Origin of the sequence: Arthrobacter globiformis, from assembly GCF_046536215.2 — a bacterium.
Taxonomy (GTDB): Bacteria; Actinomycetota; Actinomycetes; order Actinomycetales; family Micrococcaceae; genus Arthrobacter; species Arthrobacter globiformis_E.
Window position 1 is genome coordinate 2,801,506 of record NZ_CM143421.1, and the last position, 26,945, is coordinate 2,828,450.

Annotated in this window: 25 protein-coding genes; 14 read left to right on the plus strand and 11 right to left on the minus strand. The window is 66.7% G+C overall.

Annotated elements, in window-relative coordinates; genetic code table 11:
- Window positions 1–13: 13 nt before the first annotated feature.
- Entirely contained in the window at window positions 14–1,033 is a 1,020-nt protein-coding gene (gene lipA / locus R5O87_RS12550; protein WP_410554238.1) for a lipoyl synthase, read from the plus strand.
- 67 nt (window positions 1,034–1,100) lie between these two features.
- A complete protein-coding gene (locus R5O87_RS12555; protein WP_410554239.1) occupies window positions 1,101–1,673 on the plus strand; it encodes an MOSC domain-containing protein in 573 nt (190 codons plus the stop codon).
- Between the two features lie 33 nt (window positions 1,674–1,706).
- On the opposite strand, the gene R5O87_RS12560 is transcribed toward R5O87_RS12555, so the two are convergent.
- Entirely contained in the window at window positions 1,707–2,054 is a 348-nt protein-coding gene (locus R5O87_RS12560) for a GNAT family N-acetyltransferase (protein WP_410554240.1), read from the minus strand.
- A 22-nt stretch (window positions 2,055–2,076) separates the two neighbouring features.
- On the minus strand, window positions 2,077–3,090 hold the full coding sequence (locus R5O87_RS12565; RefSeq protein ID WP_410554241.1) for a pirin family protein: 1,014 nt from the start codon (window positions 3,088–3,090) through the stop codon (window positions 2,077–2,079).
- 262 nt (window positions 3,091–3,352) lie between these two features.
- Here R5O87_RS12565 and R5O87_RS12570 point away from each other — a divergent pair, with 262 nt between their 5' ends.
- A complete protein-coding gene (locus tag R5O87_RS12570; protein ID WP_410554242.1) occupies window positions 3,353–3,997 on the plus strand; it encodes an NADPH-dependent F420 reductase in 645 nt (214 codons plus the stop codon).
- A 91-nt stretch (window positions 3,998–4,088) separates the two neighbouring features.
- Here R5O87_RS12570 and R5O87_RS12575 read toward each other — a convergent pair whose 3' ends face one another.
- On the minus strand, window positions 4,089–5,108 hold the full coding sequence (locus R5O87_RS12575) for an ABC transporter substrate-binding protein (protein ID WP_410554243.1): 1,020 nt from the start codon (window positions 5,106–5,108) through the stop codon (window positions 4,089–4,091).
- A 183-nt stretch (window positions 5,109–5,291) separates the two neighbouring features.
- On the opposite strand from R5O87_RS12575, the gene R5O87_RS12580 reads away from it, so the two are divergent.
- A complete protein-coding gene (locus R5O87_RS12580; RefSeq protein ID WP_410554244.1) occupies window positions 5,292–5,906 on the plus strand; it encodes a DUF6919 domain-containing protein in 615 nt (204 codons plus the stop codon).
- A 178-nt stretch (window positions 5,907–6,084) separates the two neighbouring features.
- Window positions 6,085–7,248, plus strand: a complete 1,164-nt coding sequence (locus tag R5O87_RS12585) for an ABC transporter substrate-binding protein (protein ID WP_410554245.1) — start codon at window positions 6,085–6,087, stop codon at window positions 7,246–7,248.
- 206 nt (window positions 7,249–7,454) lie between these two features.
- Here R5O87_RS12585 and R5O87_RS12590 read toward each other — a convergent pair whose 3' ends face one another.
- Both R5O87_RS12590 and R5O87_RS12595 read right to left on the minus strand, forming a co-directional pair.
- Entirely contained in the window at window positions 7,455–7,937 is a 483-nt protein-coding gene (locus tag R5O87_RS12590; RefSeq protein WP_410554246.1) for a hypothetical protein, read from the minus strand.
- 157 nt (window positions 7,938–8,094) lie between these two features.
- Entirely contained in the window at window positions 8,095–8,811 is a 717-nt protein-coding gene (locus R5O87_RS12595; protein ID WP_410554247.1) for a GntR family transcriptional regulator, read from the minus strand.
- 117 nt (window positions 8,812–8,928) lie between these two features.
- Here R5O87_RS12595 and R5O87_RS12600 point away from each other — a divergent pair, with 117 nt between their 5' ends.
- The 6 genes from R5O87_RS12600 to R5O87_RS12625 all read left to right on the plus strand — a co-directional run bounded on the left by R5O87_RS12600 (window position 8,929) and on the right by R5O87_RS12625 (window position 16,894).
- A complete protein-coding gene (locus R5O87_RS12600; RefSeq protein ID WP_410554248.1) occupies window positions 8,929–10,347 on the plus strand; it encodes a sugar porter family MFS transporter in 1,419 nt (472 codons plus the stop codon).
- Complete coding sequence (locus R5O87_RS12605) at window positions 10,347–11,324, plus strand: N-acetylglucosamine kinase (RefSeq protein ID WP_410554319.1); 978 nt, start codon at window positions 10,347–10,349, stop codon at window positions 11,322–11,324. Before R5O87_RS12600 ends, R5O87_RS12605 begins: the two co-directional genes overlap by 1 nt.
- 45 nt (window positions 11,325–11,369) lie before the next feature.
- On the plus strand, window positions 11,370–12,449 hold the full coding sequence (locus R5O87_RS12610; protein ID WP_410554249.1) for an SIS domain-containing protein: 1,080 nt from the start codon (window positions 11,370–11,372) through the stop codon (window positions 12,447–12,449).
- Window positions 12,446–13,579, plus strand: coding sequence for an N-acetylglucosamine-6-phosphate deacetylase (gene nagA / locus R5O87_RS12615; RefSeq protein WP_410554250.1), 1,134 nt, complete (start codon window positions 12,446–12,448; stop codon window positions 13,577–13,579). Before R5O87_RS12610 ends, nagA begins: the two co-directional genes overlap by 4 nt.
- A 400-nt stretch (window positions 13,580–13,979) precedes the next feature.
- Window positions 13,980–16,517, plus strand: a complete 2,538-nt coding sequence (locus R5O87_RS12620; protein WP_410554251.1) for an NB-ARC domain-containing protein — start codon at window positions 13,980–13,982, stop codon at window positions 16,515–16,517.
- 215 nt (window positions 16,518–16,732) lie between these two features.
- Window positions 16,733–16,894: a hypothetical protein gene (locus R5O87_RS12625; protein ID WP_410554252.1), complete on the plus strand. Its 162-nt coding sequence runs from the start codon at window positions 16,733–16,735 to the stop codon at window positions 16,892–16,894.
- On the opposite strand, the gene R5O87_RS12630 is transcribed toward R5O87_RS12625, so the two are convergent.
- The 4 genes from R5O87_RS12630 to R5O87_RS12645 are packed head-to-tail and all read right to left on the minus strand — an operon-like array spanning window position 16,888 to window position 22,097.
- Window positions 16,888–18,582 carry a thiamine pyrophosphate-dependent enzyme gene (locus R5O87_RS12630; RefSeq protein ID WP_410554253.1) on the minus strand — a complete coding sequence of 565 codons (1,695 nt, stop codon included), beginning with the start codon at window positions 18,580–18,582 and terminating at the stop codon, window positions 16,888–16,890. The two genes, R5O87_RS12625 and R5O87_RS12630, sit on opposite strands and share 7 nt — an antisense overlap.
- 11 nt (window positions 18,583–18,593) lie before the next feature.
- Window positions 18,594–19,895 carry a flavin-containing monooxygenase gene (locus tag R5O87_RS12635; protein WP_410554254.1) on the minus strand — a complete coding sequence of 434 codons (1,302 nt, stop codon included), beginning with the start codon at window positions 19,893–19,895 and terminating at the stop codon, window positions 18,594–18,596.
- A gap of 49 nt (window positions 19,896–19,944) precedes the next feature.
- On the minus strand, window positions 19,945–20,661 hold the full coding sequence (locus tag R5O87_RS12640; protein ID WP_410554255.1) for an SDR family NAD(P)-dependent oxidoreductase: 717 nt from the start codon (window positions 20,659–20,661) through the stop codon (window positions 19,945–19,947).
- Window positions 20,662–20,714: 53 nt separating this feature from the next.
- Window positions 20,715–22,097, minus strand: a complete 1,383-nt coding sequence (locus R5O87_RS12645; RefSeq protein WP_410554256.1) for an MFS transporter — start codon at window positions 22,095–22,097, stop codon at window positions 20,715–20,717.
- 130 nt (window positions 22,098–22,227) lie between these two features.
- Here R5O87_RS12645 and R5O87_RS12650 point away from each other — a divergent pair, with 130 nt between their 5' ends.
- Genes R5O87_RS12650 through R5O87_RS12660 form a run of 3 tightly spaced genes read left to right on the plus strand, consistent with a single transcriptional unit; the run spans window position 22,228 to window position 24,052 of the window.
- A complete protein-coding gene (locus tag R5O87_RS12650; protein WP_410554257.1) occupies window positions 22,228–23,154 on the plus strand; it encodes a LysR family transcriptional regulator in 927 nt (308 codons plus the stop codon).
- Window positions 23,155–23,204: 50 nt separating this feature from the next.
- Entirely contained in the window at window positions 23,205–23,678 is a 474-nt protein-coding gene (locus tag R5O87_RS12655) for an NUDIX domain-containing protein (protein ID WP_410554258.1), read from the plus strand.
- Between the two features lie 53 nt (window positions 23,679–23,731).
- Window positions 23,732–24,052 carry a hypothetical protein gene (locus R5O87_RS12660; protein WP_410554259.1) on the plus strand — a complete coding sequence of 107 codons (321 nt, stop codon included), beginning with the start codon at window positions 23,732–23,734 and terminating at the stop codon, window positions 24,050–24,052.
- A 6-nt stretch (window positions 24,053–24,058) separates the two neighbouring features.
- Here the strand turns inward: R5O87_RS12660 and R5O87_RS12665 are convergent, their stop codons facing one another.
- Both R5O87_RS12665 and R5O87_RS12670 read right to left on the minus strand, forming a co-directional pair.
- Window positions 24,059–24,964 (minus strand): NAD(P)-dependent oxidoreductase, encoded by a 906-nt coding sequence (locus tag R5O87_RS12665; protein ID WP_410554260.1) that lies wholly within the window; start codon window positions 24,962–24,964, stop codon window positions 24,059–24,061.
- Between the two features lie 4 nt (window positions 24,965–24,968).
- Entirely contained in the window at window positions 24,969–26,888 is a 1,920-nt protein-coding gene (locus tag R5O87_RS12670) for a TRAP transporter large permease (protein WP_410554261.1), read from the minus strand.
- Window positions 26,889–26,945: the final 57 nt, after the last annotated feature.

The window sequence follows — 26,945 nt, forward strand, 5'->3', positions numbered from 1 at the left end:
GGGAAAGAGAACAATGACACTGGCACCTGAAGGCCGGAAAATGCTGCGGATCGAGCAGCGCAATGCGGCCACCCCGGTGGAACGCAAACCGGACTGGATCAAGGCCAAGGTCCAGATGGGCCCGGAGTTCGTCGGCCTGAAAAACCTGGTCAAGAAGGAAGGCCTGCACACCGTCTGCGAAGAGGCCGGCTGTCCCAACATCTTCGAATGCTGGGAAGACAAGGAAGCCACCTTCCTCATCGGCGGCTCCGAATGCACCCGCCGCTGCGACTTCTGCCAGATCGACACCGGCAAACCCTCCCCCGTCGACCGGTTCGAACCCACCAAGGTCGCCCGCTCCGTCCAGGCCATGCAGCTGCGCTACGCGACCGTCACCGGCGTCGCCCGCGACGACCTCGAGGACGAAGGCGTCTGGCTCTACGCCGAAACGGTCCGCAAGATCCACGAACTGAACCCCGGCACCGGCGTTGAACTCCTCATCCCGGACTTCTCCGGCAACCCCGAGCACATCAAGGCGATCTGCGACTCCAAACCCGAAGTGTTCGCGCACAACGTCGAAACCGTGCCCCGGATCTTCAAGCGCATCCGCCCCGCGTTCCGCTACGAACGCTCACTGGACGTCATCACCCAGGGCCGGAACCTGGGCATGGTCACCAAATCCAACCTCATCCTGGGCATGGGCGAAACCCGGCAAGAGATCTCCGAAGCCCTGGCCGACCTGCACCAGGCCGGCTGCGACCTGATCACCATCACCCAGTACCTCCGCCCGAGCGAACGGCACCTCCCCGTGGACCGCTGGGTCAAACCCCAGGAATTCGTCGACCTCCAGCACGAAGCCGAAAAACTCGGGTTCCTCGGCGTCATGTCCGGCCCCCTGGTCCGCTCCTCCTACCGCGCCGGCCGGCTCTGGGCCACCGCCATGCGCAAAAAAGGACGCGACATCCCCGCCGAACTCGCCCACATCGCCGACGGCATCCAGGACTCCGGAACCACCCGCCAGGAAGCCAGCTCCCTGCTCGCGAGGCCCGCCTGACCTCCGGCCTGACCCGGCCCTGACCCGGCCCTGACCCGGCCCTGACCCGGGGTATAGCGTTGGTTGCATGACGGCAACCTACCGGTACGACGTGGACGTCCTGCACCTTCTCGTTTCGCCGGCGCACGCCTACTTCGGCCGTGCGCGTGACGGCGCCGCTGATGTTCCGACGGCGGATTCCGACCGGGTTGAGGTTGTGGCGGGCAAGGGCATCGTGGGGGACCGCTTCTTCGGCAAGGCCGCGCACATGGACGCTGCAGTCACGCTATTCGCCGTCGAGGCCCTCGAGGCGATGGCCGCGGAACTCGACGCCGGACCGTTCGACCCCCTCCTGACCCGGCGCAACGTGATCCTCCGGGGTGCGCACCTGGCCCCGCTCCTGGGCCAGGACTTCGCGCTGGAATCCCAGGGCGATGTGGTGCGGTTCAGGGGCGGCCGGCCCGCCCACCCCTGCGCGTGGATGGACCGCATGCTCGCGCCCGGCGCCCATGCCGCCATGCGCGGGCGCGGCGGCATGCGCTGCCGGGCACTGTCCGACGGCGTGCTGCACCGCGGGCCGGCCGTCCTGGTCAGCCCGGTGCCACTGGAGCCCGACCAGGCGGGCATTCCAAGCGTGCTCCGGCCGGGCCGGCTGCCGTAAAGGACGACGGCGGGCCAGCGAACACTGCTGCCGTTACCGCTGCGCGTTCTCGAGGGCGGCCAGATGCTCGGGGCGGACCGCGGCGGCGCGCTGCTGGTAGTCCGGGTGCTTGCGCAGCCAGAGCTTGACGTACGGGCAAACGGGAACGACGGCGATCCCGGCGTCCAGGGTATCGTCCAGCGCTTCCTGGACCAGGCGGGCGGCCAGGCCCTGCCCGGCGTACTCCTCGCTGACGGTCGTGTGGTAGAAAATCCGCTCGGGCCCCTGTCCCCCGTCATAGGGCAGGTAGTGCGCTTTTCCGATGACCTTGTCGCTGTCGCTGAGCTCGTAGCGGCGGCGCTGCGGGACGTTCCGGACGGTCAGGGTTGTTGCTTGTTCCAATGGTCTCCTCCTGGATGGTCTATTAGCCGCGCGGCCGAAGCCGGGCGTTGGGCAGTGCTGGGGCAGGCAGTGGCGCCGGATACCCTTCCGGGAAGGGCCCGAAGCGGGGGAACGGGGCACCGTCCGGGTAGGTATCCTCCCGAGGAGGGTCGGCTGGCTCGGCGCCGATCTCTGCCTGCCAGGCCGCACGGTAGGCGACCACTTCCTCGTGGGTGCGCCCGACGAAGTTCCACCACATGACGATCCGTTCACCGAGCGGCTCTCCGCCGAGGATCAGCAACCGGGCCGGCGCCTGCCCGGCCTCCAGGGCAATCCTGGTCCGGCCGGGGCGCAGGTAATGCAGGTGGTCCACCGCCATGGCCGTCCCGTCGAGGGAAACGTCACCGGTGTCGAGCAGGATTCCATGTTCAAAGGACGGGTCCAGGTCCAGGTCAAGCCGTCCGCCGGCGTGCAGCACCGCCTCGGCACCCAGCAGCGGCGGTGTGTAGGTGTTGACGGGCGAGGACGACCCTGCCAGCGAGCCGAGGAAGACACGCAACTCGCTGCCCTCTCCGTGCACCGGCTCCGGCGCATAGTGCTGGAAAGTCGGGGCCATGTTCCGGGTTTCCTCGGGTAGGGCGTACCAAAGCTGCGCGCCATGGAGTACGCCGGTGTCCGGGGTGGAGAACTCCTGATGGGAAATCCCCCGTCCGGCGATCATGAGGTTGACTTGTCCGGGACGGACAATCGCCTCGTACCCCGCCGAGTCGCGATGGGCCACGTTGCCGGTGAAGAGCCAGCTCACCGTCGCCAGGCCGGTGTGGGGATGGCGCGGGACTCTCATGCCGCCCGACTCCGGGACGAGGTCCGGGCCGTAGTGGTCCAGGAAGCACCAGGCACCGATGAGGCTGCGCTGCTTTTGGGGCAGGGTCCGGCGCACCGGCATGGCCCGCGGCCCGCCCAGGGGAACGCTCCGGGGGGCCAGGAATTCCACCGCTTCCGCGTGGTCCCCCTCGGTGCAGACGATCTCCTCGGGGAAGGTTTCCAGATTGCTCATGCCGGCTCAGATTCATCCAGGAAAAACGGGTCGAGCATGGGACTCCTTAGCAGGCCTCGCACCGGCGGCCCGACGCCGTCGAACGGATATTTCATGCATTTGCATACACTTTATCCGGTTTCAGTACCTCGTCAAACCTACAGGGTTGGGGCGCGAAATAAACCCCGAAATTTTGTTGACGCTTCAAATCCATGGAAGGACACTGGGTGGAGCTGCGAAGGACCGCAGTGCGTGTCTCGCCCAATAGAGGAAGAAGAACACAATGGCTGACATCACCATCATCGGAACCGGCAACATGGCCCGCGGGCTCGCGACCCGTGCGATTGCAGGCGGCAAGAGTGTCCAGCTGCTCGCCCACGAGGACAAGGCCAAAGCCGATGCCCTCGCGGCCGAGCTCGGGGGCCAGGTGACCACCGGCGTGGTGGGCGACGAGCTCAGCGGCGCCGTCGTGATTCCCGCCGTCTACTACGATCCCGCCAAGGCCGTCGTGGCCAAATACGGCAGCGCACTGGACGGCAAGGTGTACGTGGACATCACCAACCCGGTGGACATGTCCACTTTCGAAGGCCTCAGCGTCCCCGAGGGCAGCTCCGCGGCCGAAGAGCTCCAGAAATCCACCGGAGCCAAAGTGGTCAAGGCCTTCAACACCACCTTCGCCGGAACGCTGGCTACCGGCGACGTCGCCGGCCAGCAGCTCGACGTCCTCATCGCCGGTGACGACGATGACGCAGTGCGGGCCGTGGCGGAGTTTGCTTCGGCAGGCGGCCTTCGGCCGGTCGTCGTCGGCCCCCAGCGCCGGGCCCGCCAGCTCGAACAGGCCGGGTTCCTGCACATACTGCTCTCGGCCAACGACCAGCTGCCCGAGTACCAGTGGAATTCCGCGCTCAAGGTGGTCCCGGCCAGCTAACCGACAGGATGAGCCGGAAAACCCATCGGCTGCTCCGTAACTGCCGTTTTCAGGTCCGATAAGGGCAGGTACGGAGCAATCGATGAAGGACCTAACTCTTGGGCAGGCCCGCCGGGTTCAGCTCTGACTTGGCAACGGCCTCGGAGGACAGGCCCCAGCGGTCCAGGATCTTGCCGTAGGTGCCGTCCTCGATCAGGTGGTTCAGGCCGGCCTGGGCAGCCGCGGCAAAGCCGTTGCCCTTCTTGGTGGTGGCGGCGATGCTCGCCTTCAGCGGCCAGCCGCCGTCCACCAGGCCAACCAGCTTGGTCTTCTCGTCGGTGGCGGCCTTGTAGGCGGCGGTGGCGTTCGGCCCGAACGTCAGGTCCGCGCGGCCGGACTGCAGCGCCAGGTTCGAGGCGGAGTCGTCGTCGTAGTACTGGAACTCAACCGGCTTCAGCCCCTTGGCCTTGTTCTCCTCGTCCCAGCGCAGCAGGATGGATTCCTGGTTGGTGCCCGAGCCGACGATGACGCGCTTGCCGGCAACGTCCGCGGCGGATTCGACCTTGGTGATGTCGCTGCCGCTCTTGGCGTAGAAACCGAGCTTGTCGTCGCGGTAGCTGGCGAAGTCGAACTTGAGCTTGCGCTCCTCCGTCACGGTGACGTTGGAGAGGACGGCCTCGTACTTGCCCGATTCGACGCCGAGGGGCCAGTCGGCCCAGGCGGTGGGCACGAGCTCGGCTTCCAGCCCCAGCGCCTGGGCGAGTGCGACGGCGATATCCACCTCGTTGCCCACCGGAGTTTTGTTGTCCGTGGCGTAGACCGCCAGCGGCGGCGCGAACGGGCTTACGGCAACCGTCAGCTTTCCGTCCTTCTTGATGGCTTCCGGAACCAGCGCAGCAGCCGCCTTGTCCACGGTGACGGGAAAACGGTCCTGCTCGGGCGTCAGGTTGAAGGTCTTGGCAGCCGACGTGGCAGTGTTGGTGGCGGCCGGCGCGTTCGTGGCGGCCGCAGCCCCGGGATCGGAGCAGGCGGAGAGCGCCAGCAGGCTCGTGGCGGCGAGAGCCAGGCCCACCGCCGGCTTGAAGCCCGGCTTGAATGTGCCCGTGTGGGACTTGAGAGACTGACGGACCATGGTTGCCCCCTGGGAAATGGAAAGTAGTGAATGCGAAGGTTGTGGCAGCAACTATCCGGCGGCAAAAAGCGGCGGTCAAAGCGCGGAGAAACCGGAAGATACACGGCGTAACCGCGATTCACACGGCGTCCGAAGTCGTCATTCAGCCTGCCGGACACCCCGGGACCGCGCCTAGCATCGAGTATGAGCGATCAATTCACCACCGAACGTGACAGCTACGGCAGGCTCCTCGCAGACCGTGAAGTGTGGCGGCAGGCAGGCACCCTGGCCGCCGCTGGGGAACTGACCGCGCGGTGGCTTGAGGGCACCAGCGAATACCAGCCCGGAACCCTCACCCCGCGCTTCGACGACGAGACCCGGCCCATCGCAGGCCAACTGGCCGAGCTCAACCGCAGCGGACTGTTCACCAAGGAATCCCAGCCCGGCCTCGGCCCCGATGCCGGCCATGCCCAGCGGGAGTACGTCACCGGCTTCTGCTCCGCGGAGTCGGCGGCCCTGCTATTGCGGCTCTCGGCCGGGACGGAATTCATTGCCATCGCGCACGCACCGGGAGAGGTCAGCCAGGCCTCCGTTCCGGTCACACTGCACGACGGCGAAGTGGTCACCGTTTTGGGAAGCAGCGAAAACCCGGTCGAGTCGGAGCAGATCCAGGACTGGGCACGCGAGAGCAACGAAACGCTCGCCCTCCTGCTGGCCGACTCCTGGTACGTCGAGCTCCTCGATCCCGTCTGGGGCCGGCAGCAGCACCTTCTGCCCGCCGTTTTGGAAACCCTGAAGTCCGCCGCGGAGGGTCTTTAGCCCCGGATTTTTACGCTCCGCGACGCCCGGTGAAGCTATGAGACTGCCCGGATGAACGATTGCGACGCCGGGTGAACGCCTGCGTCGACTGCCATTGTGGCCGCCGGAGTGGCGTCCGTAATCTCAATCCAACGCTCAGCGCCATCCCCTCCGCTCCACCATCCGAAAAGGAAACATCATGTCTTCTTCAAACGAGAATCCGGGCTCCACCCGGATCGCCGCGGGCCAGACCGCCGGCCGGAAGCGCCCCAGCGGCCTCAAGATCGGCATCGCCGCCGGCATCCTTGCCGTCCTGGGTGCAGGCGTCGCCGTGGCCACCACGGCCGCCAACAACTCCGCCCCGAGTTCCGCCAACGCGGCCGTCGCCACCAGCCCCGCCACGGAGCTGAAGCTGGGCTACTTCGGCAACATCACCCACGCCACCGCGCTGGTCGGCGTCCAGAAGGGCTTCATCGCCAAGGAACTCGGCGCCACCAAGCTGAGCACCCAGGTCTTCAACGCCGGTCCGGCCGCCATTGAGGCGCTGAATGCCGGCGCCATTGACGCCACGTACATCGGTCCGAACCCGGCCATCAACTCGTTCGTCAAGAGCAAGGGCGAGTCCATCAACATCATCGCCGGCGCAGCCTCCGGCGGCGCGCAGCTGGTGGTCAAGCCGGAGATCAAGACCGCGGCTGACCTGAAGGGCAAGACTCTCGCCTCGCCGCAGCTGGGCGGCACCCAGGACGTGGCGCTCCGCGCCTGGCTGGGCAAGCAGGGCTACAAGACCAACACCGACGGCGGCGGGGACGTTGCGATCAACCCCACCGAAAACGCCCAGACCTTGAAGCTCTTCCAGAACGGCAAGCTCGACGGCGCGTGGCTGCCTGAGCCGTGGGCCTCCCGCCTGGTGCTCCAGGCCGGCGCGAAGGTCCTGGTGGACGAGAAGGACCTGTGGGACGGGTCGCTGACCGGCAAGCCGGGCGAGTTCCCCACCACCATCCTGATCGTGAACAAGAAGTTCGCCGCGGAGCACCCGCAGACCGTGCAAGCGCTGCTCAAGGGCCACGTCGAGGCCGTGAAGTGGCTCAACGACGCACCCGCCGCCGAGAAGGCCACGGAAGTGAACGCCGCCCTGAAGGAAGCTGCCGGCAAGGCTCTCCCGCAGGAAGTCATTGACCGCTCGCTGAAGAACATCGTGTTCACGGTGGACCCGCTGGCCGGAGCATTCAAGAAGCTGCTGCAGGACGGCGTGGACGCCGGCACCACCAAGCAGGCCGACATCAGTGGCATCTTCGACCTGACCAAGCTCAACGAGGTCACCGGCGAAAAGACCTCTGCCGCAGGCCTGGGCAAGGAGTAGCTGGCAAGGAGTAGCCCGGCAAGGCAGACAACACGGCAGCACGGCAACACACAAAGGATCCGGCGGGAGTTCATTCCCGCCGGATCCTTTTGTTTCAAGCCATAGCCCGCAGAGAGCGCGAACTGGCAGGTAATGCCCGCAAATCCGAAATTTGCGGGCATTACCTGCCAGTTCGCGCCGGAGGTGGCGGCAGCGTCGCGACGCCGTTACAACGCCGTCGAATAGTCCGCCGAGTACTCCGGCGCCGCATATTCCGGCACTGCCGAATACTCGGGCACGGCGTACGGGTCCTCGGCGGTTTTCAGGGCGTAGTGAAAGACCATCCCGTCCGGGCTTTCCTGGCTTCCGACATACTCGGCGGCAGCCCATTCCCCGCTGGCCACGGCTCCGGCCCAGGCATGGGCCTCTTCCCAGTGGACGGCCGAGGCCCTCCGGCCCGGCTGCAGGCTCAGGGACACCGCAACGCGCACCGAAGGCCTTCCCTCGGATGAACGGGGGCAAGTGAAGCCGACGATGTCCACGGAAACTCCCGGGGTGGCCAGGCACGGCCGGCGGGCCATGGTGGTGGCCGCCGCGTCGAGGCCTCCGGAACCGATCTCCTGACTCGCCAGTGCGTGCACCTGGCTGCGGAACGTGTTGAGCTCCGGGCCGCATTGCGTACGGATTCTGTGAACCAATGCTGTGATCATGTCCCCCTCGATCCAGGGAGGGCGTTACGCCGCCCCGTCGCTGATTATGGACTTACACAACCACCGAGTAACTTGCTTCACAACGCCCGGCGACACCCGCCGTCGTGCAACGCAACACTGCTTAACTTTCCGCAGTTGTGCGTAACAAACGCCCAGCTCAGACGTGCATCCGCGCCACGAAGCGGAAGCGGTCACCCCGGAACACCGACTCGGTCCATTCCACGGGCCGCCCTTCCGGAGTGAACCCGAGCCGGTGGACCAGCAGCATGGGCGCGCCCATTTCGACGTCGAGGAGCTGCACCTCCGCGGGTCCGGCCAGCTTGGTCTCCACGGTGTCCTCCACCTCGGCGATCCGGATTCCGTAATCCTCGCGCAGGGCAGCGTACAGGGAGCCGCGCTCCGCCACGGTCCGCGCAAGGTCCGGCAGCGGCCCGGCAAGGAACGCAATCTCGTGCGCCAGCGGCTCGCCGTCCACAAGCCGGATCCGCTCCACCCGGTGGATCTCCGTACCCGGATCCACCGCCAGCCGGCGCGCTGTGGCCGGATCAGCCGGCAAAACGCTCACGTCCACGATCCGGGCCGCAGCCGTGAGGCCCTGGCTCGCGGCGTCATCGGAAAAGGACGTGAGCTGGCGGACGTGCGTCACCTTCGGCGGCGCCACATAGGTCCCCCTCCCCTGCGTCCGGTCCAGGCGGCCCTCGGCCACCAGTTCGCCGATGGCCTGCCGGACCGTGGTGCGGGACGTCCCGTACTGCTCGGCGAGGGCGCGCTCGGTGGGGATCAGCGTTCCGGGCACCGCGTCCTCGATCAGGGTGAGGATCTGCTCCTTGAGTACGTAGTACTTGGGCAGGGCAGCGGCCGCGGAGGTTTCCATGAATCTGATGGTACCTATTGACACGAAAATTGGTCTAGGCCAAAATGAGTGAAATTGGTTTACACCAATCCTTCGAACCAAGAACCAATCCCCCACCCCACTTCCAAGGACCCAAAGATGTCGTTCCTGCAAGACCTGCGCCAGACGCCCCGCCTCGGCCTTCTGGTCGGCGGCACCGCCGCCACCATCGGCATAATCTACGGCTACGACCTGTCGAATATCGCCGGTGCCCTGCTGTTCATCACCAAGGAGTTCCAGCTCTCCACCAGCCAACAGGAGCTGGTGACCACCGCTGTCGTCGTCGGTGAAGTCCTGGGCGCCGTCCTCGGCGGCTGGCTCGCCAACAAACTGGGCCGCAAGGCCTGCATGGTGGGCGTGGCCGGGGCGTATGCCGCGTTCGCGGTGCTCAGCGCCCTCGCCGCCGACGTGCCCATGCTGCTCGTGGCCCGCCTGCTCCTGGGCCTGACCATCGGCATCTCCGTGGTGGTGGTGCCCGTCTTCGTGGCTGAGTCAGCGCCGCCCAAGGTGCGCGGCGCCCTGCTCGTGGCGTACCAGGTGGCCACCGTCATCGGCATCATCATCGGCTACCTGGCCGCCTACGTCCTGTCCTCCACCGAGAACTGGCGGCTGATGCTGGGCCTGGCCGCCGTCCCCGCCCTCGCGGTCCTCGCCGTCACCCTCCGCCTCCCCGACACCGCCCGCTGGTACATGATGCGGGGCCGCACCGAAGACGCCCGCCGCACCCTCAGCTCGATCGAGCCGGACGCCGACGTCGACGCCGAGCTGGCGGACATGCGCCGCGCCATCAGCGAGGAGCGCGGCGGCGGCCTGCGCGAGATGCTCCGCTCGCCGTACCTCAAGGCCACCGTGTTCGTCGTCGGCCTCGGCTTCTTCATCCAGATCACCGGCATCAACGCCGTGGTCTACTACAGCCCCCGCATCTTCGAGGCCATGGGCTTCACCGGCAACGCCGCCCTCCTGCTGCTGCCCGCGCTGGTCCAGGCTGCCTCCCTGGTGGCCGTGTTCGTCTCGCTGTCCCTGGTGGACCGCGTGGGCCGCCGCCCCATTCTGCTCGGCGGCATCGGCATGATGATCGCTGCCAACGCCATCCTGGTGGGCGTCTTCATGGCCGGGCGCGACTTCGGCGGAATCCTCACCGTGGTCGGCTTCCTCGGGGTCCTCCTGTTCACCGTGGGCTTCACCTTCGGCTTCGGCGCACTGGTCTGGGTCTACGCCGGCGAATCCTTCCCGGCCCGGCTGCGCTCCCTGGGCGCCAGCGCCATGCTGACCTCGGACCTGGTGGCCAACGTGATCGTCGCGGCCTTCTTCCTCACCATGCTGCAGCGGCTCGGCGGCGCCGGCACGTTCGCGGTGTTCGGTGCGCTGGCCATCGCCGGCTTCATCTTCGTCCACCGCCTCGCCCCCGAAACCAAGGGCCGCAACCTCGAGGAAATCCGCCACTACTGGGAAAACGGCGCCCGCTGGCCGGAAGCCACCGGCAGCACCGACAGCAGCAGCAAGCCGGCGGCCAAGTGATGCGGCTTGTCCTCGGCCTCGACATCGGAGGCTCCAAGACCCACGCCATTCTGGCGGAGGTTGGAACAGACGCTGCTGTAAAGGACGACGGCGGGACAGCAGTTCCGCGGCAGCTCGCCGAGTGCACGGCCGGCAGTGCGAACGTCGCCTCCGTCGGACCGGACGAAGCCGCCAAGGCGCTGGACGACCTCGCCGGACAGCTCGGCATCGGCGATCCCGCAGACCACGGAATAGACACCGTGTTCGCCGGCGCCGCGGGGGCGGACACACCGGCCGCCCGGGAACTGCTGGCCGGCCTGCTCTCCCGCCGCTTTCCCGGAGCCCGGATCCACGTGGACCACGACACCCGCATTATCCTCGCGGCCGGCGGCCTCACCGCGGGCACCGTCCTCATCTCCGGCACCGGGTCCGCCGCATGGGCCAAGGCCGGCGACGGCCGGGAGGCCCGCGCCGGCGGCTGGGGCTACCTGCTCGGCGACGAAGGCAGCGGCTACGCCGTGGCCCGCAGCGCGGTCCGCAACGCCCTGCAGGATTCCGACGACGGCCTGCCCGCCGGGCCGCTGACGTCCCGGCTTTTGGACCAGACCGGAGCCGCGGAACCCGGCGAGCTGCTGGACCTGTTCTACCGCCGGCCGGAACGGCGGTACTGGGCCGGACTGGCGGGCATCGTGTTCAGCCTCGCAGCCTCGGACGCTGCGAGTGCCGCCATCGCCGACGACGCCGCCCTGCATCTCGCCCGCCTGGCCCTGACGGTAAACCGGCGGCTGGACACCATTGCGGAAAATGCCCCGGTGCTGCTGGCCGGCGGCATGCTGGTCAACCAGCCGGCACTGGCCACCAGGGTACGCGAGCTGCTGGCAGCCGGCGGCCTCACCGACGTCCGCGTGCTGGACCGCGCACCCGCCTGGGGCGCAGTGGAACTGGCCGGCCAGCTTGCCGGCACACCGCACCGGCCAGCCACCACAATCCCCGCCTGATCCCCCTTTCCTGCATACCCACCCCGCCGATTCCCAAGGAGACCCATGACCGCCCCGCACACCACCGTCGCCACCCCCGCAACCGCCACACCGCCGCTTCCGGGTTCCCTGATGGCCGCCGAAATCCTGGAACAGCCGGAGTCGCTGGCCCGGCTGCTTGAGAACGGGCGCCCCGCGATCACCCGCCTGGCAAACGTCCTCCGCGACGCGGACATCCGGTACGTCCTCCTGGCCGCCCGCGGCACCAGCGACCACGCCGCCCTGTACGCGAAGTACCTCATCGAGACGGTGCTGGGGCTGCCGGCGGGCCTGGCATCGCCGTCGAGCCTTACGGTGTACGGCGCCGAACCGAAAATGGAAGGGGTACTGTGGCTGGCGGTCAGCCAGTCCGGCGGCTCCCCCGATCTGGTGGACTCCACCGCCGCTGCCGCCCGTGGCGGCGCCCTCACCGTGGCCGTCACGAACGCGCCTTCCTCGCCGCTGGCCGCCGCCGCCCGGCACCACTTGGACATCCTGGCCGGGCCGGAGCGCACCGTCGCCGCAACCAAGAGCTACACGTCGCAACTGCTGGCGCTGTGGCAGCTGATCGACGCGTGGGCCGGAGGAAACGGCGCGGAAGCAGCGGACCTGCCGCGTCTCGCCGCCGATGTGCTGGCCCGGCCGGAGATACTGGAGGTTGCAGACCGCTACCGCTTCGTGAACCACATCATCACCACCGGACGCGGCTTCTCCTACCCCACCGCACGGGAGGCGGCGCTGAAACTGATGGAAACGTCCTACCTGGCCGCGCATGCCTTCTCCGGCGCGGACCTGCTGCACGGGCCCTTTGCGATGATCGACGCCGACCGGCCCGTCTTCGCCGTCACCTCGCCCGGCGCCGGCGGCCGCGCCCTGCACCCGGTCCTGGACCGCCTCGCCGAACGCGGGGCGGACGTCTGCCTGGTGGGTGACGCCGGCGCCGCCCGGTCCGGGAACCACGTGGTGCCGCTGCCGGCCGTCCACGAACAGCTCTCGCCCATCCTGGAGATCATGCCCCTTCAGCGGCTGGCGCACGCGATGGCGGCAGCCCGCCACCGGGACCCCGACGCTCCCCGCGGCCTGCGCAAGATCACGGAAACCTGGTGAGTCCCACGCTCATTTCCGCTTCACGGGTCATCCTGCCGGACACCGTGCTGGAGCCAGGCTGGGTGGAGACCGACGGCGGCCGGATCACCGCCGCGGGTCCCGGGCTGCCGCCGCGGAAGCCCGACGCCGGATTTCCGGATGCCACCCTCGCACCGGGCTTTGTGGACGCGCACATCCACGGCGGCGGCGGCTTCAGCTTCAACGACGCCGACCCCGCTGCCGCCGCGGTGCGGATCGCCGGGGTGCACCGGGCGCACGGCACCACCACGCTGATGGCCAGCCTGGTCACCGCCCCGCTCACCGAGCTTGAGAAGGCGGTGGCGGCGCTGGCCGCGCTGGTGGAGGAAGGGGTCCTGGCCGGGATCCATCTGGAGGGCCCGTGGCTCAGCCCCGACCACCGGGGCGCCCACGCCGAGGACCTTCTGCTCGCCCCGGAACCGGCCGCCGTCGACCGGCTCATGCTGGCCGGCCGGGGCGCCGTCCGGATGGTCACGGTCGCGCCCGAACTGGAAGGCGGCCTGGCCGCGATCCGGCAGATCACCGGCTACGGCGCCGTCGCGGCCGTCGGCCACACCGGCGCCGGCTACGACCTGGCCCGCGAAGCGATCGCGGCCGGGGCCACTGCCGGGACGCACGTCTTCAATGCGATGCGGCCGCTGCACCACCGTGAGCCCGGCCCGGCGCTGGCGCTGCTGGAGGACCCCGCGGTGTTTGCCGAGGTGATAGCCGACGGCGTCCACCTCCACCCGTCGCTGGTCCGGTTTATCGCCGCCAGCCCGGCACGCGCCGTGTTCGTCACGGACGCCATGGCCGCGGCCTGCGCGCAGGAGGGCAGGTACCAGCTGGGCGGGCTGGACGTCCGGGTGGCCGGCGGCGAGGCGCGCCTGGTCAGCGACGGCACCATCGCCGGCAGCATCCTCACGCTGGATGCCGCGGTCCGGCACGCTGTCCACGACGCCGGCATCCCGCTCGCCGACGCCGTCCGCGCGGCCAGCCAGAACCCGGCGGACATGCTGGGACTGACCGACGTCGGCCGCATCGAAGCCGGCCGGAAGGCGGACCTGGTGGTCCTCACCCCGGAGCTCGAGGTGGCCGCCGTGATGAAGGACGGCGAATGGGTCGCCGGTTGAACCCGCTGGCTGATCCTGTCGAAACCTAGCCGCCGTCGTCATACGCCTGGCTGGCCAGGCGGGCGAACTCCGGGATGAGCGCCGACGGGTCGTCCTTCCAGTGCGCGAGGAACACGGAGATGGGCGGGGCGCCCCTCAGAACGTGGAAAAGCGCGAAAGAGACGTAATCTCAAAGTGCGGCAGCTATTGTTCGCCGGCCATGCCCGTCAACTTCAATCCAGAAGGCACGACAATGTTGGCTTTACGCGAAGGGTTACGAGCGTGGGTCTTACTTGGTTCGCCCCCACTAAGCGATCAGTTTTGTCTTAGCCTGGGTTGAGGCGTCATAAACATCGAGGCATGGACGGCGCACGTCCAGGAATGCCGGCTATTACAGCCAGAACAATGGTAGCGTCTGTCCATGTCTAGTGTTTCCAGCCGCACCGCCTACGTGTTGCTCGCCAGCATCGAAGATGAGTTTCGTTCCATCGTTGATCATTTTGCCGGGGACGAAGACCCACTTAATGTCCTCCAAAACAAACTCCTGGAAATAGCGCATGAGCGGCGTCGGAGGGACGGACTTGAAAGCGAGCCGCAAACGCTGTCTCAGTTGCTTCCTTACCTTGACTTCCACGACAGTTACGAGCTCACTAATTCGATAGGCGACCTCTTACCACACTCCCTCCGGGATGGCCTGAAGAGCTTGTCTGCGGAAGTTGGCCGGATCACCGGAATCCGCAACCGGGTTGCGCATAACCGCCCGTTGGATATCGATGATCTGCCCACCGTTGTCGACTTCGCAACTGAACTTTCGAAACTTGCCGGATGGCAATGGACAAGAATTAGGGAAACACAACAAGAACTGACATCAGATCCTGGATATATCTTTCGTGCCGCCTCGCAACTGATAATCGATCCTGACACATCAGTGGCGAATAACCTGCCGGCGCCTGACTTCGATGAAACGTCTCTACTGGGGCGCAAAGATGAGCGGAAACAGTTGATGCGGGCCTTAAGGGGCTCTTGGCCGGTCATTTCGATCCTCGGAGACGGAGGAATCGGTAAAACTGCGTTGGCCTTGCAGATCTGCTATGACCTGATCGAACAGAAGGCATGCCCGTTTGAAGCGATCGTATGGGTCACTGCAAAAAACGCGCAGTTGACGTCTACTGAAATTGTACGAATTGAGTCGGCGGTCGAAGATTCACTCGGCTTGTTCGCTTCGGCTTCTGAGGCGCTGGGCGGATCCGGTGAGTCTACTGAGGCAATCGATGAACTATTGGGAGTACTGGAGAGCTTTCCCACACTTCTCGTTCTAGACAACGTCGAAACTGTACTCGATGAAAAATTTCCTCAGTTCCTCCGAGAAATTCCGCTAGGCAGTAAAGTTCTCATCACGAGCCGCATAGGTGTCAAAACAGAAAACCCCTTCAGGTTGATCGGGCTCTCACTCGATGATTCCGTGAAGTTGATGCGCATACTTGCTCGGGCACGGGGAATCGATCTGGACGCCATCGCCAGCAACGACGACTTGGCCGTCTGGGCAAAGAAGATGAATTGCCATCCGGCTTACATCAAATGGTTCATCTCAGGACTACAGTCAGGTCAACTCCCCGAGCGTCTTCTGAGTGACAATGGGCTGGTCCTTGATTACTGCATGTCGAACGTTTTCGACTACCTAGGCGAAACTGCTAGGGCCGCCCTCCGCGCAATGCTTGTAGTCCCTGGCTCACACACCATGGCCGAACTGGCATTTCTGACCGATCTCGATTCGGCGCAAATCCAGCAGGTCATCCTTGAACTGACAACGACCAACTTCGTGACACAGGTACGGAGTGGGGCGTCTGGAACGGCCTTGGAATTAAGCGATTTTGCTCGCGCCTACCTCAGGCGCTCTCTATCCATTGACGGGTCGGAAAGAGAACTGCTTACGCAAAAGCAGAAACAGCTATACACGTTGGGTGGAGGGCTAAAAGCCGCCCACGCGCTCGATCCCTTCAGCCCTGAGACTATAGACGTCCGAGGTGTGGGTGATTACTCAGCGGCCAAACAACTGCGCGAAGCATTGGACTTCGCAGAACAAGGACGCTTCGATGACGGACTTAGGCTCTGCGCTGAAGCGGCAGAATTAGCGCCTGGATATCACGAAGCTGCCCGGGTTGAGGCTCACATACACGAAAGATCGACGAACTTTGGTGAGGCTTATGAAGCCTACTCGCGGGCGAAGGATCTTTCTCCCGAAGACCCATATGTCGCTTATTTCTTCGGGGAGTTCCTCGTCCGCTCGGGCTTCAATCCGTCATATGGGCTGCGAGAACTACAGCGGGCTGCCAACCTCGACCCAAACTCACCTGTACTGCAGCTAGCGATCGCTGATGCCCACATAAGTACTGGGGATCTGCGATCTGCGATGGACGCCGCCGCATATGCGGTAACAACAGGAGCCGCGAACACGGACGCCAAAGATGCCGCCTACGTGTTCTGGCGCGCCTGTGCCTTTCAAGTCCAGACGCTCTCCGAAAACCAAAATTGGGCGCAAGTGGCCGAAGACGTTGAATACGCGGTGGCGGCTACGGAAAGTTTGGAAGACGACGAATTCCTAGTTGGGACGCTAGACCTAGTCTTGTGGGCTGAGGAAATGACCCGACGCGGCGCAGGGGACTGCGCCGATAACTACATTGCCGCACGTCTAGTCACCCTGGCAGATGGTCTAAGAGACAGACGCCTTCGGGCCGATGCGGGACATTCGCTCCGTCGCATAGGAACGGTCGAGCACCTTGCCGAGCGTGGATTCGGTTTTCTCCGGTCAGCTTCCGAGCGCTATTACTTCCACGCTCGGGGAATGTGGGACCGTCGAACCTTTGACGAGCTGGGAATGGGGTCAGTCCTGGCATTTACACCGGGCAGCATTCCGAGGGATGGTAAACCAGAAGCGATGTCCGTGAATTGGATAGGTTAGAAGCAACTATCGGCGTTAGTCGGTCCTGGCGCGTCGATGGCATGCCCCGGCATGCCGCGGTCGCACTACTCGCGCCGGCTCCCGTTTCGTCAGGCTCGCACCAAGCGCGTTTGGCCAGTTCTCGTAATGCCAAGGGAGCACGACAAGATTCCCACCCATGCCCCTATCCCGATCACAGGCTCGGCTCAGCCGTCGTCGCCATCTTCGGCGTCTTTATGAGCATCAACCCGCTGCTGGCCGCCGTCTCCGGCGCTGTCGTGCTGGGCCAGTTCCTGGTGCTGCACGAGTGGCTGGGCATTGCGGTCATCATCGCCACCAACGTGGCGGCCATTCTGCTCGCCGGACGCAACCGGCGGTCGGCCGGTTCCGTTCAGTAAGCCCTGACCCGCTGTTCGACGACGAGGTGGATGAGCGCGAAAACGCCCTCCGCGTCGATGGCGTTCAGCGCCGCCGCCAGGGCGGCCGGCACGTCGCAGTCGCGGTCCACCCTGACGCCGAACCCGCCGAACGCCCGGGCCATGAGCGCGAAATCCGGGTTCTTCAGCTGGGTGCCGGAGACGCGGTGCGGGTAGTGCTTTTCCTGGTGGGTACGGATGGTGCCGTATTCCTGGTTGTCCATCACGATCACCAGCGGTGTGGCCCCGTACTGTGCGGCGGTTGCGAGTTCCTGCCCGTTCATGAGGAACTCCCCGTCACCGGCGATGGTCACAATGCGCCGTCCGGGGCCGGCCAGCGACGCGGCGATGGCCGACGGCACGGAGTAGCCCATGGAGCCGTTGCGGGCACTGACCATGGACGCGTAGCGCCGGGTCGGAAAGTACCGGTGCGCCCAGTTGGTGTGTTCCCCGGCGCCGAAGGTCACCACCGCGTCCCGCGGCAGCAGCGGAACGAGGTTGGCCATCAGCGTGTCCATCCGGGCCGGGCCGCGGCTGGGTACCGCCGGCGGAAGCGCGGCGAAGGACTCCTGCTCGGCGCGCATCCGTGCCGTCCAGGCTTTCCATTCGTCCCTGACCGGCACCTCCAGTGCGGCGAGGTCCCGGGCGAAGGCGTCCGGCTTGGCCACGATCTGGTGGGACACCGGCCCGGACCGTCCGCGAAGGGACGGATCGATGGTCACCAGGAAATTCTCCTTGGCCCAGTCCTGCCGGCACAGGAACCCGTCGGTAATGACATCGCCCGGCACGGTGCCCACGAAGACCAGCAGGTCGGTTTCCTCCAGCAGGTCGTAGGTGGGCCGCGGCCGGCCGTACCCGATCGGCCCGACATACGACGGCGAGTCGAACGGCACCGTCCCCTCGGTGCGCCATTCCGCCGCTGCCGGGATGTGGTGCCGCTCCAGCCAGACCGTCAGCCGGTCCGCCCCCTCCTGCGTCCAGTCGTTGCCGCCAGTGACGAACAGCGGCCGGTCCGCCGCGGCAAGGGCGGCGGCAAGCGCGTCCGCATCCGCCGCCGTCATGCCGCCCGCCGCCACCGGAATGGGCGGATGGACCACCGCCGGCACCTTGTGCCGGAGGACATCCTCAGGAAGGCCGACGACGACGGGACCCGGCCTGCCGCTCATGGCGGCGAACATCGCTTCGGCCACGATTTCGGACGCCCGTTCGGCGTTGTCCAGGACCATCACGCGCTTCGCACCCGAATCGAACCAGGCCTTGATGTCGAACTCCTGGAACGCCTCCCGGTCCCGGTGCGCAAACGGGATCAGCCCCACAAAGAGGACCATCGGCGTCGAATCCTGCCAGGCGGTGTGCAGACCGACATGGGCGTTGGCGGCACCCGGGCCACGGGTCACCATGGCGATCCCGGGCACCTGGTGCAGCTTCCCGTCCGCCTCGGCCATGTACGCGGCGCCGCCCTCGTGCCGGCACACCACTGTGTGGATAAACGAGCCATGCAGGCCATCCAGCACATCCAGGAAGCTCTCCCCCGGTACCACGTAGGTGCGCTGCACCCCGTGCGCCAGCAGCGAGTCAACGATCAGGTGGCCCGCTGACTGAAGCGCGGCACTGTTGGCCGTGCAGCGCGGCGTGCCCGCCACCCTGGGATGGTGCCCGATTCTTTTCATGGGGCGTCTTTTCATGGCGCGCCCGCCCCGGCCGGTTCCGCCGGGACGCTGATGGACTCGAAGGCGGCGAGCAGGCGCCCGGTGTCCTTCATCTGGTCTTCCCAGATGGCGCGGACGATGTCGATGCGGTCTTCGGATTCCTGCAGCCCGGAGATGTAGGCGCCGATGTTCGCTCCGCCGTCGCCTGCGCGTTCGTGGAGGCCGATCATGGTGGCGACCAGTTTCGACTGCATGCCGTAAACGGGGATCTGGGGTCCTCGCGGAGCGATCATGCCCACGTAGTACAGCTTCTCCAGGCCCTCGGGAATGATCCCCGCCCCGTAGCGGATCGGGGCGCCCTTCCGCCGGGGGACAAGGTTGCTGTCCAGGAACGGGACGCTCGAGTGGAACCCCGTGGCCCACAGGATGGTGTCATACTCCTTGGTCGTGCCGTTCGTGAAGTGGACGGCCTTGCCCTCGAACCGTTCGATGCCCGGCACGATGCCGACGCGGCCGTGCTGGACCCAGTACGGCAACAGGCTGTTGACGACGGTGCTTCCCTCGGCCAGGGTGCGGTGTTTGGGTTCGGGCATGCCGGGGTAGTCGCTCCATTCGCCGATGGACACCCTGGCCAGGAGGCGGCTGATGAGGTCCACCTCGTCCGGTGCGAACTGCTTGAGGAAGTCCAGTTCCTGGCGGGGTTTGCCGAAGTACGCCTTGGGCTGGAAGTAGGTGCCTTCGCGGATCACGATGTCTGCTTCGAGCCGATGCTGGGCGACGTCCACGGCGAGGTCGCAGCCGGAGTTGCCGGCCCCGACGACCAGGACCCGGGTGCCTTCGATGTCGGCCACGTTGCTGTATTCGCTGGAGTGCAGCTGCTTGCCCGCGAAGTCACCGGGGAACGACGGGACCTTCTTGTCCCAGAGGTGGCCGTTGGCGACGATCACGCCGTCGTAGAACGCGGTGCCGCGGGAGGTGGTGACCTGCCAGCCGGCGGATCCGACCGGGCTGTCTGTCTCCACCGGGCTGACGGCCAGGATTTCGGTGTTGAACTGGATAACGCTGTAGAGGCCGTGTTCCCGGGCGTAGGACTCGATGTATTCGCGGACCTGGTCGCGGCGCGGGAAGTGCGGGTAGTGCGCCGGCATGGGGAAGTCTTCGAAGTGGGTCATGTCCCGGGCGGTGATGAGGTGCAGGGCCTCATAGTCGGTGTGCCAGTGGCCGCCGACGCGGTCTGTCTTTTCGTAGCAGTCGACGTCGAAGCCTGCCTGGCGGAGCTGCTGGAGGGCGGAGAGGCCGGCGGCGCCGGCGCCTATGACGCAGTAGCGGGTCATGGTGGTGGGTTCCTTCGTGGTCAGTGGTGGATCAGCGGATGATGTCCGGTCAGCGGATGACGTCGCCGCCGGACAGCGTGACGGTTTCGCCGGTCATGAATCCGGCCGCGTCACTGCCCGTCAGGAGCCACGCCCATTTCGCGATTTCCTCGGGCTGGGCCACCCGGCCCACCGGGATCGAGGCCGCGGCGGCTTCCATGCGGCCAGTGGCGGCGTTTCCGGGCGTGTTGACCCAGCCCGGCGCGATGGCATTGACGCGAATCTTCCGGTCGGCCAGTTCCAGCGCAGTGGCCTTTGTGATCATGATGACGGCGGCCTTTGAGGCCCCGTAAACCAGCTGCCCAGGCGAGACCTGGAAGCCGTCAACCGAAGCGAAGTTCACGATCGCCGACCCCTCGGGCATGGACCGCTTGGCCGCTGCCATGACATTCAGGACGCCCAGGACGTTGACGTCGAACACCCGCCGGTAGAGCTCTTCGGTGTAAGAGTCCAGGGTCGACGGCGGGTAGACGCCGGCAATGTTGGCCACCGCATGGATCTCGCCGCCGAGGCCCGGCAGGACGCCGTCGAGCTTCTCTTCCAGGGACGCGCGGTCCCGCACGTCCGCAACCAGCGGCGTCACCCGGACGGAGTGGCCGTTGAAATCGGGCGCGGCAACGTCAACGGCGATGACGTGCCAGCCCTCATTGAGGAAGACTTCCGCCGTGCTGCGGCCCATGCCGCTGCCGGCACCGGTGATCAAGGCGACCCGGGGTGCTGTGTTCATGTTCGTTCCTTAGCTTGTGCTGTCCGCTGGTTGCGGGAAATGGTGGCGGCTTGTCAGCCCGGGATTTTGACGGTCTCCATGACCTTGGTGCTGAGGGAGGAGAGGGACTTGTTCCGGGTTTCCTCTGCCCAGGTGATGCTGATGACGAGCCCCAGGACCGTGAGTCCGAAGCCGATCAGCATGGTGGGTCCGGCGCCGAGCCCGCTGAGGGAGACCGGGATCATGTAGGTGCCCACCGCGGCGCCGATGCGGCTGATGGCGGTGGCCAGGCCGACGGCGGAGGCGCGGACGCTGGTGGGGAAGAGTTCGTTGGGGTAGATGAACACCAGAATGGTTCCGGCGCCGCTGGCCAGCGTGAACAGGAAGAAGAAGACCATCACGAACCAGCCGGGACCCTGCGGGAAGAGGCCCAGGGGCAGGAGGAAGGCGGCCGCCGCCACGAAGGTCCAGATCATCAGCGGGCGGCGGCCGACGCTTTCCACCCAGCGCAGCGCGGGCAGCGACCCGATGAGGAAGCCGAGGTTGAGCACGATCTGGCCGAGGGTTTCCTCGGCTCCGCCGTGGCCAAGGCCGAACTGGCCCAGGATGATGGGGCCGTAGGTGAAGAGGGCGAACTGCGGCAGCGCGATGCACATCCAGGTCAGGCCACAGAAGAGCGTCCGGCGCAGGAACGGCTTCTTCAGCAGCGAACCGAAGTTGGCCTTCGTCTCCGCTTCCTCGGTCTGCGCCAGGCTGAGGATTTCCTCGGTGGTGACGTCCCGTTCCAGGGCGTCGGAGACGGCTTTGCGTGCTTCCTCGATCCGGCCGTTGGCCACCAGCCAGCGCGGGGATTCGTGGGCACCCAGGCGGAGGAGCATCACGATGATGCCGAACACGCCGCCGCTGGCCAGCATCCACCGCCAGGCCTCCTGGCCGAACGCGCTGGTCAGTGCGAAGCCGACGAGGTAGGCCGTGATGGCGCCGACCAGCCAGATGGTGGACAGCCAGCCGATCACCGCACCCCGGCGCTTCCGGGGCAGCCACTCGGTGAGCAGCGCCGTCGCGATCGGGTAATCGGCGCCGACGGCCAGGCCGACGACGAGCCGCAGCAGGATCAGCTGGATGCCGTCACTGATGAACAGGCAGGCCACGGACGCGGCGATCATGGCCAGCAGGTCCACGGTGTACATCACGCGCCGGCCGATGCGGTCGGTGACCGGCCCCAGGAGCAGGCTGCCGAGGAAGAGGCCCACCAGCGAGGCGGCCCCGGCGAGGCCCAGCTCGCCGGCTCCGAGGCCGAGTTCCGCGCTGGCTCCGGCGAGTGCGACGCCGACGATGCTCAGCAGGTAGCCGTCCAGGAACGGCCCTCCCGAACAGGCCGCGATGAGCCGCCGGTGGTAGCGGGTCAGCGGGCCGTCGTCGATCAGGTGCCCGGAGGCTGAAGAGATGGCAGTCATGAGCGGAAGTCCTTAAGTCAGGGGGTTTGCTCACCGAGGCGGCCGTCCTCGGCTGTGATGCATTCCACAGTAGGGAGGAATCTCCTCGAGGTGTAGACTCACTTTCCGACCATTCCTCAAGGAAATGCCTATGTCTAACCTGACCCTGCAGCAGCTCCGCTACTTCCTGTCCGCGGCGAAACACAGGACCCTGTCCGCCGCCGCCGAGGCCGAGCACATCGCCCAGCCGAGCCTGTCCGAACAGATCCGGCGCCTGGAAAGCACGCTCGGGGTGAAGCTGTTCACCCGCACCAACCGGGAACTCCAGCTCACCGAGGCCGCCCGCCTGCTGCTGCCCCATGCCGAGCGCGCACTGGGCGAGGTGGAGAACCTGGCCGACGTGGTGCGGGAGGTCCGCGCCCTGCAGGGCGGAACGGTGTCCTTCGGGACCTTCAACAGCGCCCACCTGTACCTGCTGACCGGCCTGATCCGCGACTTCCACCGCAAATACCCGCTGGTCCAGATCAGGGTGGCGGGCCTGAACTCCTCCGAGGTTGCCAACGCCGTCAGGGCCGGCGAGCTTGAGGCCGGACTGGTCCAGCTCCCGGTCGATGACCGGGGCCTGTCGGTGGGGCAGCCGGTGCTGCGGGACGAGGTGGTCTACGTCAGCGCCGAACCCGGACGGCTCACCGGCGCGATGACCATCGAACGCCTGGCGGAGGCCCCGCTGATCCTGTCCGAATCCCGCTATGCCACCTCGGACCCGCTGCGGCTTTCCATCACGGAACGGGCCCAGCACGCCGGGGTGAGCCTGAACCCGATCGCCGAGGTGGAGTTCCAGACCCACGCCGTGGAACTGGCCGCCCAGGGCGTCGGCGACTCGTTGGTGTCCTTCCACGTGGCCAAGTCCATGATCCGGAAGAACGGGCTCGGGCACGTCCCGCTGGAACCTGCTTTCCACGAGCATTTTGCGTTCATCACCCGGCTGAACGGCGCGCTGTCCCCGGCCACCCGGGAGTTCATGAAGCTGGCACACCGCCACATCACGGCCCTACAGGACGGACCACCGCTTCCGTAGGCCTGCGGTCAAAGCACAGGCCGGGGGTAGCCTTGGGGCAGGAGGGCATCATGGCGGTCAGGAGTGCAGGCCTCCTGCTGTATCGGCAGAACAGCGGGGCGGACGTGGAAGTGTGGATCGCCCACATGGGCGGGCCCTTCTGGGAGCGCAAGGACCAGCACGCATGGTCGATTCCCAAGGGCGAGTACCTTGAAGACGAGGATCCGCTGGCGGCGGCGCAGCGTGAGTTCGCCGAGGAGATGGGCGTCCCGGCGCCGGCCGCGGACTACGTGCTGCTCGGCACCTTCCGGCAGCCCTCGGGCAAGCTCATCACCGCATTCGCGGCCGAATCCGCTTTCAAGCCCGAGAAAATCCTGAGCAACACGTTTCCGCTGGAGTGGCCCAAGGGGTCCGGAACCGTCCAGGACTTCCCCGAGATAGACCGCGCCGAATGGATCAGCGAACCTGTAGCCCGCACAAAGCTGGTCAAGGGCCAGCTGCCCATCCTCGACGCACTCCTCGAGCACCTTGGACTGCGCCCGTGAGATCCGCTTACCTTCACCTGGCCACGGTCGCCCTGGAACCCGCAGGGGATGGCATGCCGGCCCCTGATATAGCCGCCCTCGGCGCCGCGGTCACGCGCGAGCTGTGCGGAAGCTGGGACCACGAGCCGCCCTGCCCGCTCGCGCCACACCACACCCGGCCGGAGAAGGACGGGGACACCGTCACGCTGCGGATCATCTTCGCCACGGAACCGGCGAATGAGGCGCTGGTCCGCAGCCGCATCGACAGCGCGCTGCGCCAGGGAAGCCTCACCGGCCCGGACGGCCGCACCAGCCGCTGGGCGTTCCTCGGCGGCGGCCCCGGCGTGCTCGACCCGTCCGAGGCCGAGCACGCCGAACGCCTCAGCGGCGGGTAGCGTGCGTTACGCTGACTGCCCCAGAACCGTCCGGTAGATCCCGGTGTGGTCCAGGTCGCCGTCGCCTGCGTCAATCATGCGCTCGAAGGCGCCGCGCACACTGCCGGAGAGCGGCAGCTCCAGCCCGGCGTCCTTGGCGATCTCGGCGATGAAGTTCAGGTCCTTCAGCTGGTTTTTCGCGGAGCCGCCGCCTTCGAAGTCCCCGTCGATCCAGCGCTGTCCCTTCTGCCGGAGCACCTCTGAATTCGCCAGCCCGCCGGCCAGGATGGACTGCACCTTCGCCGGATCCAGCCCGGTTGCGGTTGCCACGGCCATCGCCTCGGCCAGCGCCGTGACGGTGGCCGACACCACGATCTGGTTGCAGGCCTTGACGGTGGATCCGGCGCCGGCTTCGCCGAACCAGACGACGGTGGAACTGTAGAGCCCGAACAGCGGCAGGAGTCGCTGAACGGTGTCGCGCGGACCGCCGGCCATGGTACTGAGCCGGCCTTCCTCGGCCCCGATGGTTCCGCCGCTGAGCGGCGCGTCCACCACCGTCACCCCGTGCCGGCTCCTGCAGTCCTCGGCGAACCGGGCCACGGCCACCGGGGACACGGTTCCGTGAATGACCAGGACCGGTTCCGCGATGCCGGCCACCTTCCATCCGGCCAGCAGGCCGTCCTCGCCGGCCAGCAGGTCCGCGACCTGCGGCAGGTCCGGCAGGACGGTGAGGACGACGCCGGCCGCAGCTTCCGCCGGCGTGCCGGCCACCCGTCCCCCGCCGATGGCCCTGGCTTTATCGGCGGTGCGGTTCCAGAGTGTGAGGGGAACGCCGGCGGCCAGGATGTTCCGGGCGATCGGGGCGCCCATCGGTCCGGTGCCCAGCAGGGCAACGGACGTCAGTTCGTTGTGGGTTTTTATCACTGTGCTCACGTGGCTAGAAGGGGATCAGGCCGGCCATGGCGGGCAGGAAGGTGCTGAACCACGGGACGGCGGCAAGCACCAGCAGCCCGATGAACACCGCGATGAGGTAGGGCCAGAAATGCTTGAGGCTCCTTTCCACGGTTTCGTGGCCGGTTGCGCAGGCCACGTAGAAGCCGACGCCGGCCGGCGGAGCGAACGAACCGATGCCCATGGCGATGATCAGGACCATGGCGTACTGCACCGGGTTCACGCCGAAATCCGTGGCGATGGGCAGCAGCAGCGGTGCGAAGATCAGCACTGCGGGCAGGCCCTCCAGCAGCTGGCCCATGATGATCAGCAGCACGATGGTGAACAGCATGAAGAGGATGGGCGAGTCGCCGAGGCCGGACATGAGGTCGTGAATCTGCTGGGACACCCCGGCAAGCGCGAGCGTCTGGGCGAGCGGTGAGGCGGCCGCGATGATGAACAGGACCATGCCCGCCGTCGTCGTTGTTTCCCGCAGGGTATCGCCCAGCAGCCGCTTGCTGCCGCGCCGGTAGGCGGCGGCGAGCACGAAGGCGTAGGCGACGGCCACCGAGGACACCTCGGTGGGGGTGGCGAAGCCGCTCAGGATGCCCACCACCATGCCGACCGGGAGCAGCAGGGTGGGGATGGCGAAGAAGGTGGCGGAGCCGCGGGCACGCCAGGTGGCCTTCGGACTGGACACCCCGCCCTGTTTGCGGGCCCGGAAGAAGACGAGCCCCATGACCACTAGGGCCAGGAATGCGGCGGGAACGAAGCCGGCGAGGAACAGCGTGGTGGTGGAGATGGTGGTGATGGAGCCGAGGATGAGCAGCACGATGCTCGGCGGGATGGTTTCACCCATGATGGCGGAGGCGGACAGCACCGCGACAACCTCGCCGCGGGGGTACTTCCGTTCCTCGAGCATGCCGCGCATCGTGGTGCCCACGGCGGCGACGTCCGCCACCTTGGAGCCGGAGATGCCGGAGAAGATGTACATGGTCACGACGACCACCTGGAGCAGGCCGCCCCGCAGGTGCCCGATGAGCGCGTCCACCAGCTTGGCGAGCGGCAGCGTCAGGCCGGCGGAGTTCATGACGGTTCCGGCGAGGATGAAGAACGGGATGGCCAGCAGCACGAAGCCCTTGGCGCCGGAGGCCATGCCGATCGGGATGGCGCTGACCTCGGAGATGCCGCCCAGGTAGAGGTAGATGCCCGAGGCCAGCGCAAGGACGAACGCGATGGGCAGGCCAAGGAACAGCAGGGCGAACAGGGCCACGAGCACGACGCCGAGGAGCAGGTTGGGCGAGGCGTAGTAGAAGAGCGGCTGGGCGAAGAGGACCGACGCGGCCAGGACCGCGGTGATGCCCACGGCCAGCAGGACGGCGCGGCGGGGCTGCCGTGAGAGCTTCAGGACCGCAAACCAGGCGATGAGCACCATGCCCACCGAGAAGGGCAGGGACACCCAGAACACCGGCAGCTGGAGGATTGGGGTCTTCTCCTCGAGCTGCTGGACCAGGGTGGGGATGAAGAGCGCGAAGGCACCCGCACTCATGACGAAGACGAGGCAGTCAACGAGCGCCGCCAGGTACGGCTTCCAGCTCGCCGGCAGGCGCATCACCAGGGCCTGGACGGACATGTGGGCGCCCTTGGGATAGGCGATGGCACCGCCCACAAAGGCGATGGTCAGCAGCGCAATTTCGGAGACTTCCTGAGTCCACAGCACGGAATCCCCGGTGATGACCCGGACCATGATGTTCAGCAGGATAACCACGAGCTCGGCGAGGATCGCCGCGCCCACGGTCCATTCCAAGGCCTTGTCCAGCCAGACGGCTCCGCTCCAGCGCGGCGCGACGTGCCCGTGATGAAGGATCTCTTCCGCGTCGGATGGAAGGACCTCTTCGAGTTCCTTGGGGGCGAGTGTATGTTCCATGTTTTTCCAGACTGTCATCGTTGAGAGCGGGATGCTGAGTGCGGGATGTGGGGTTGC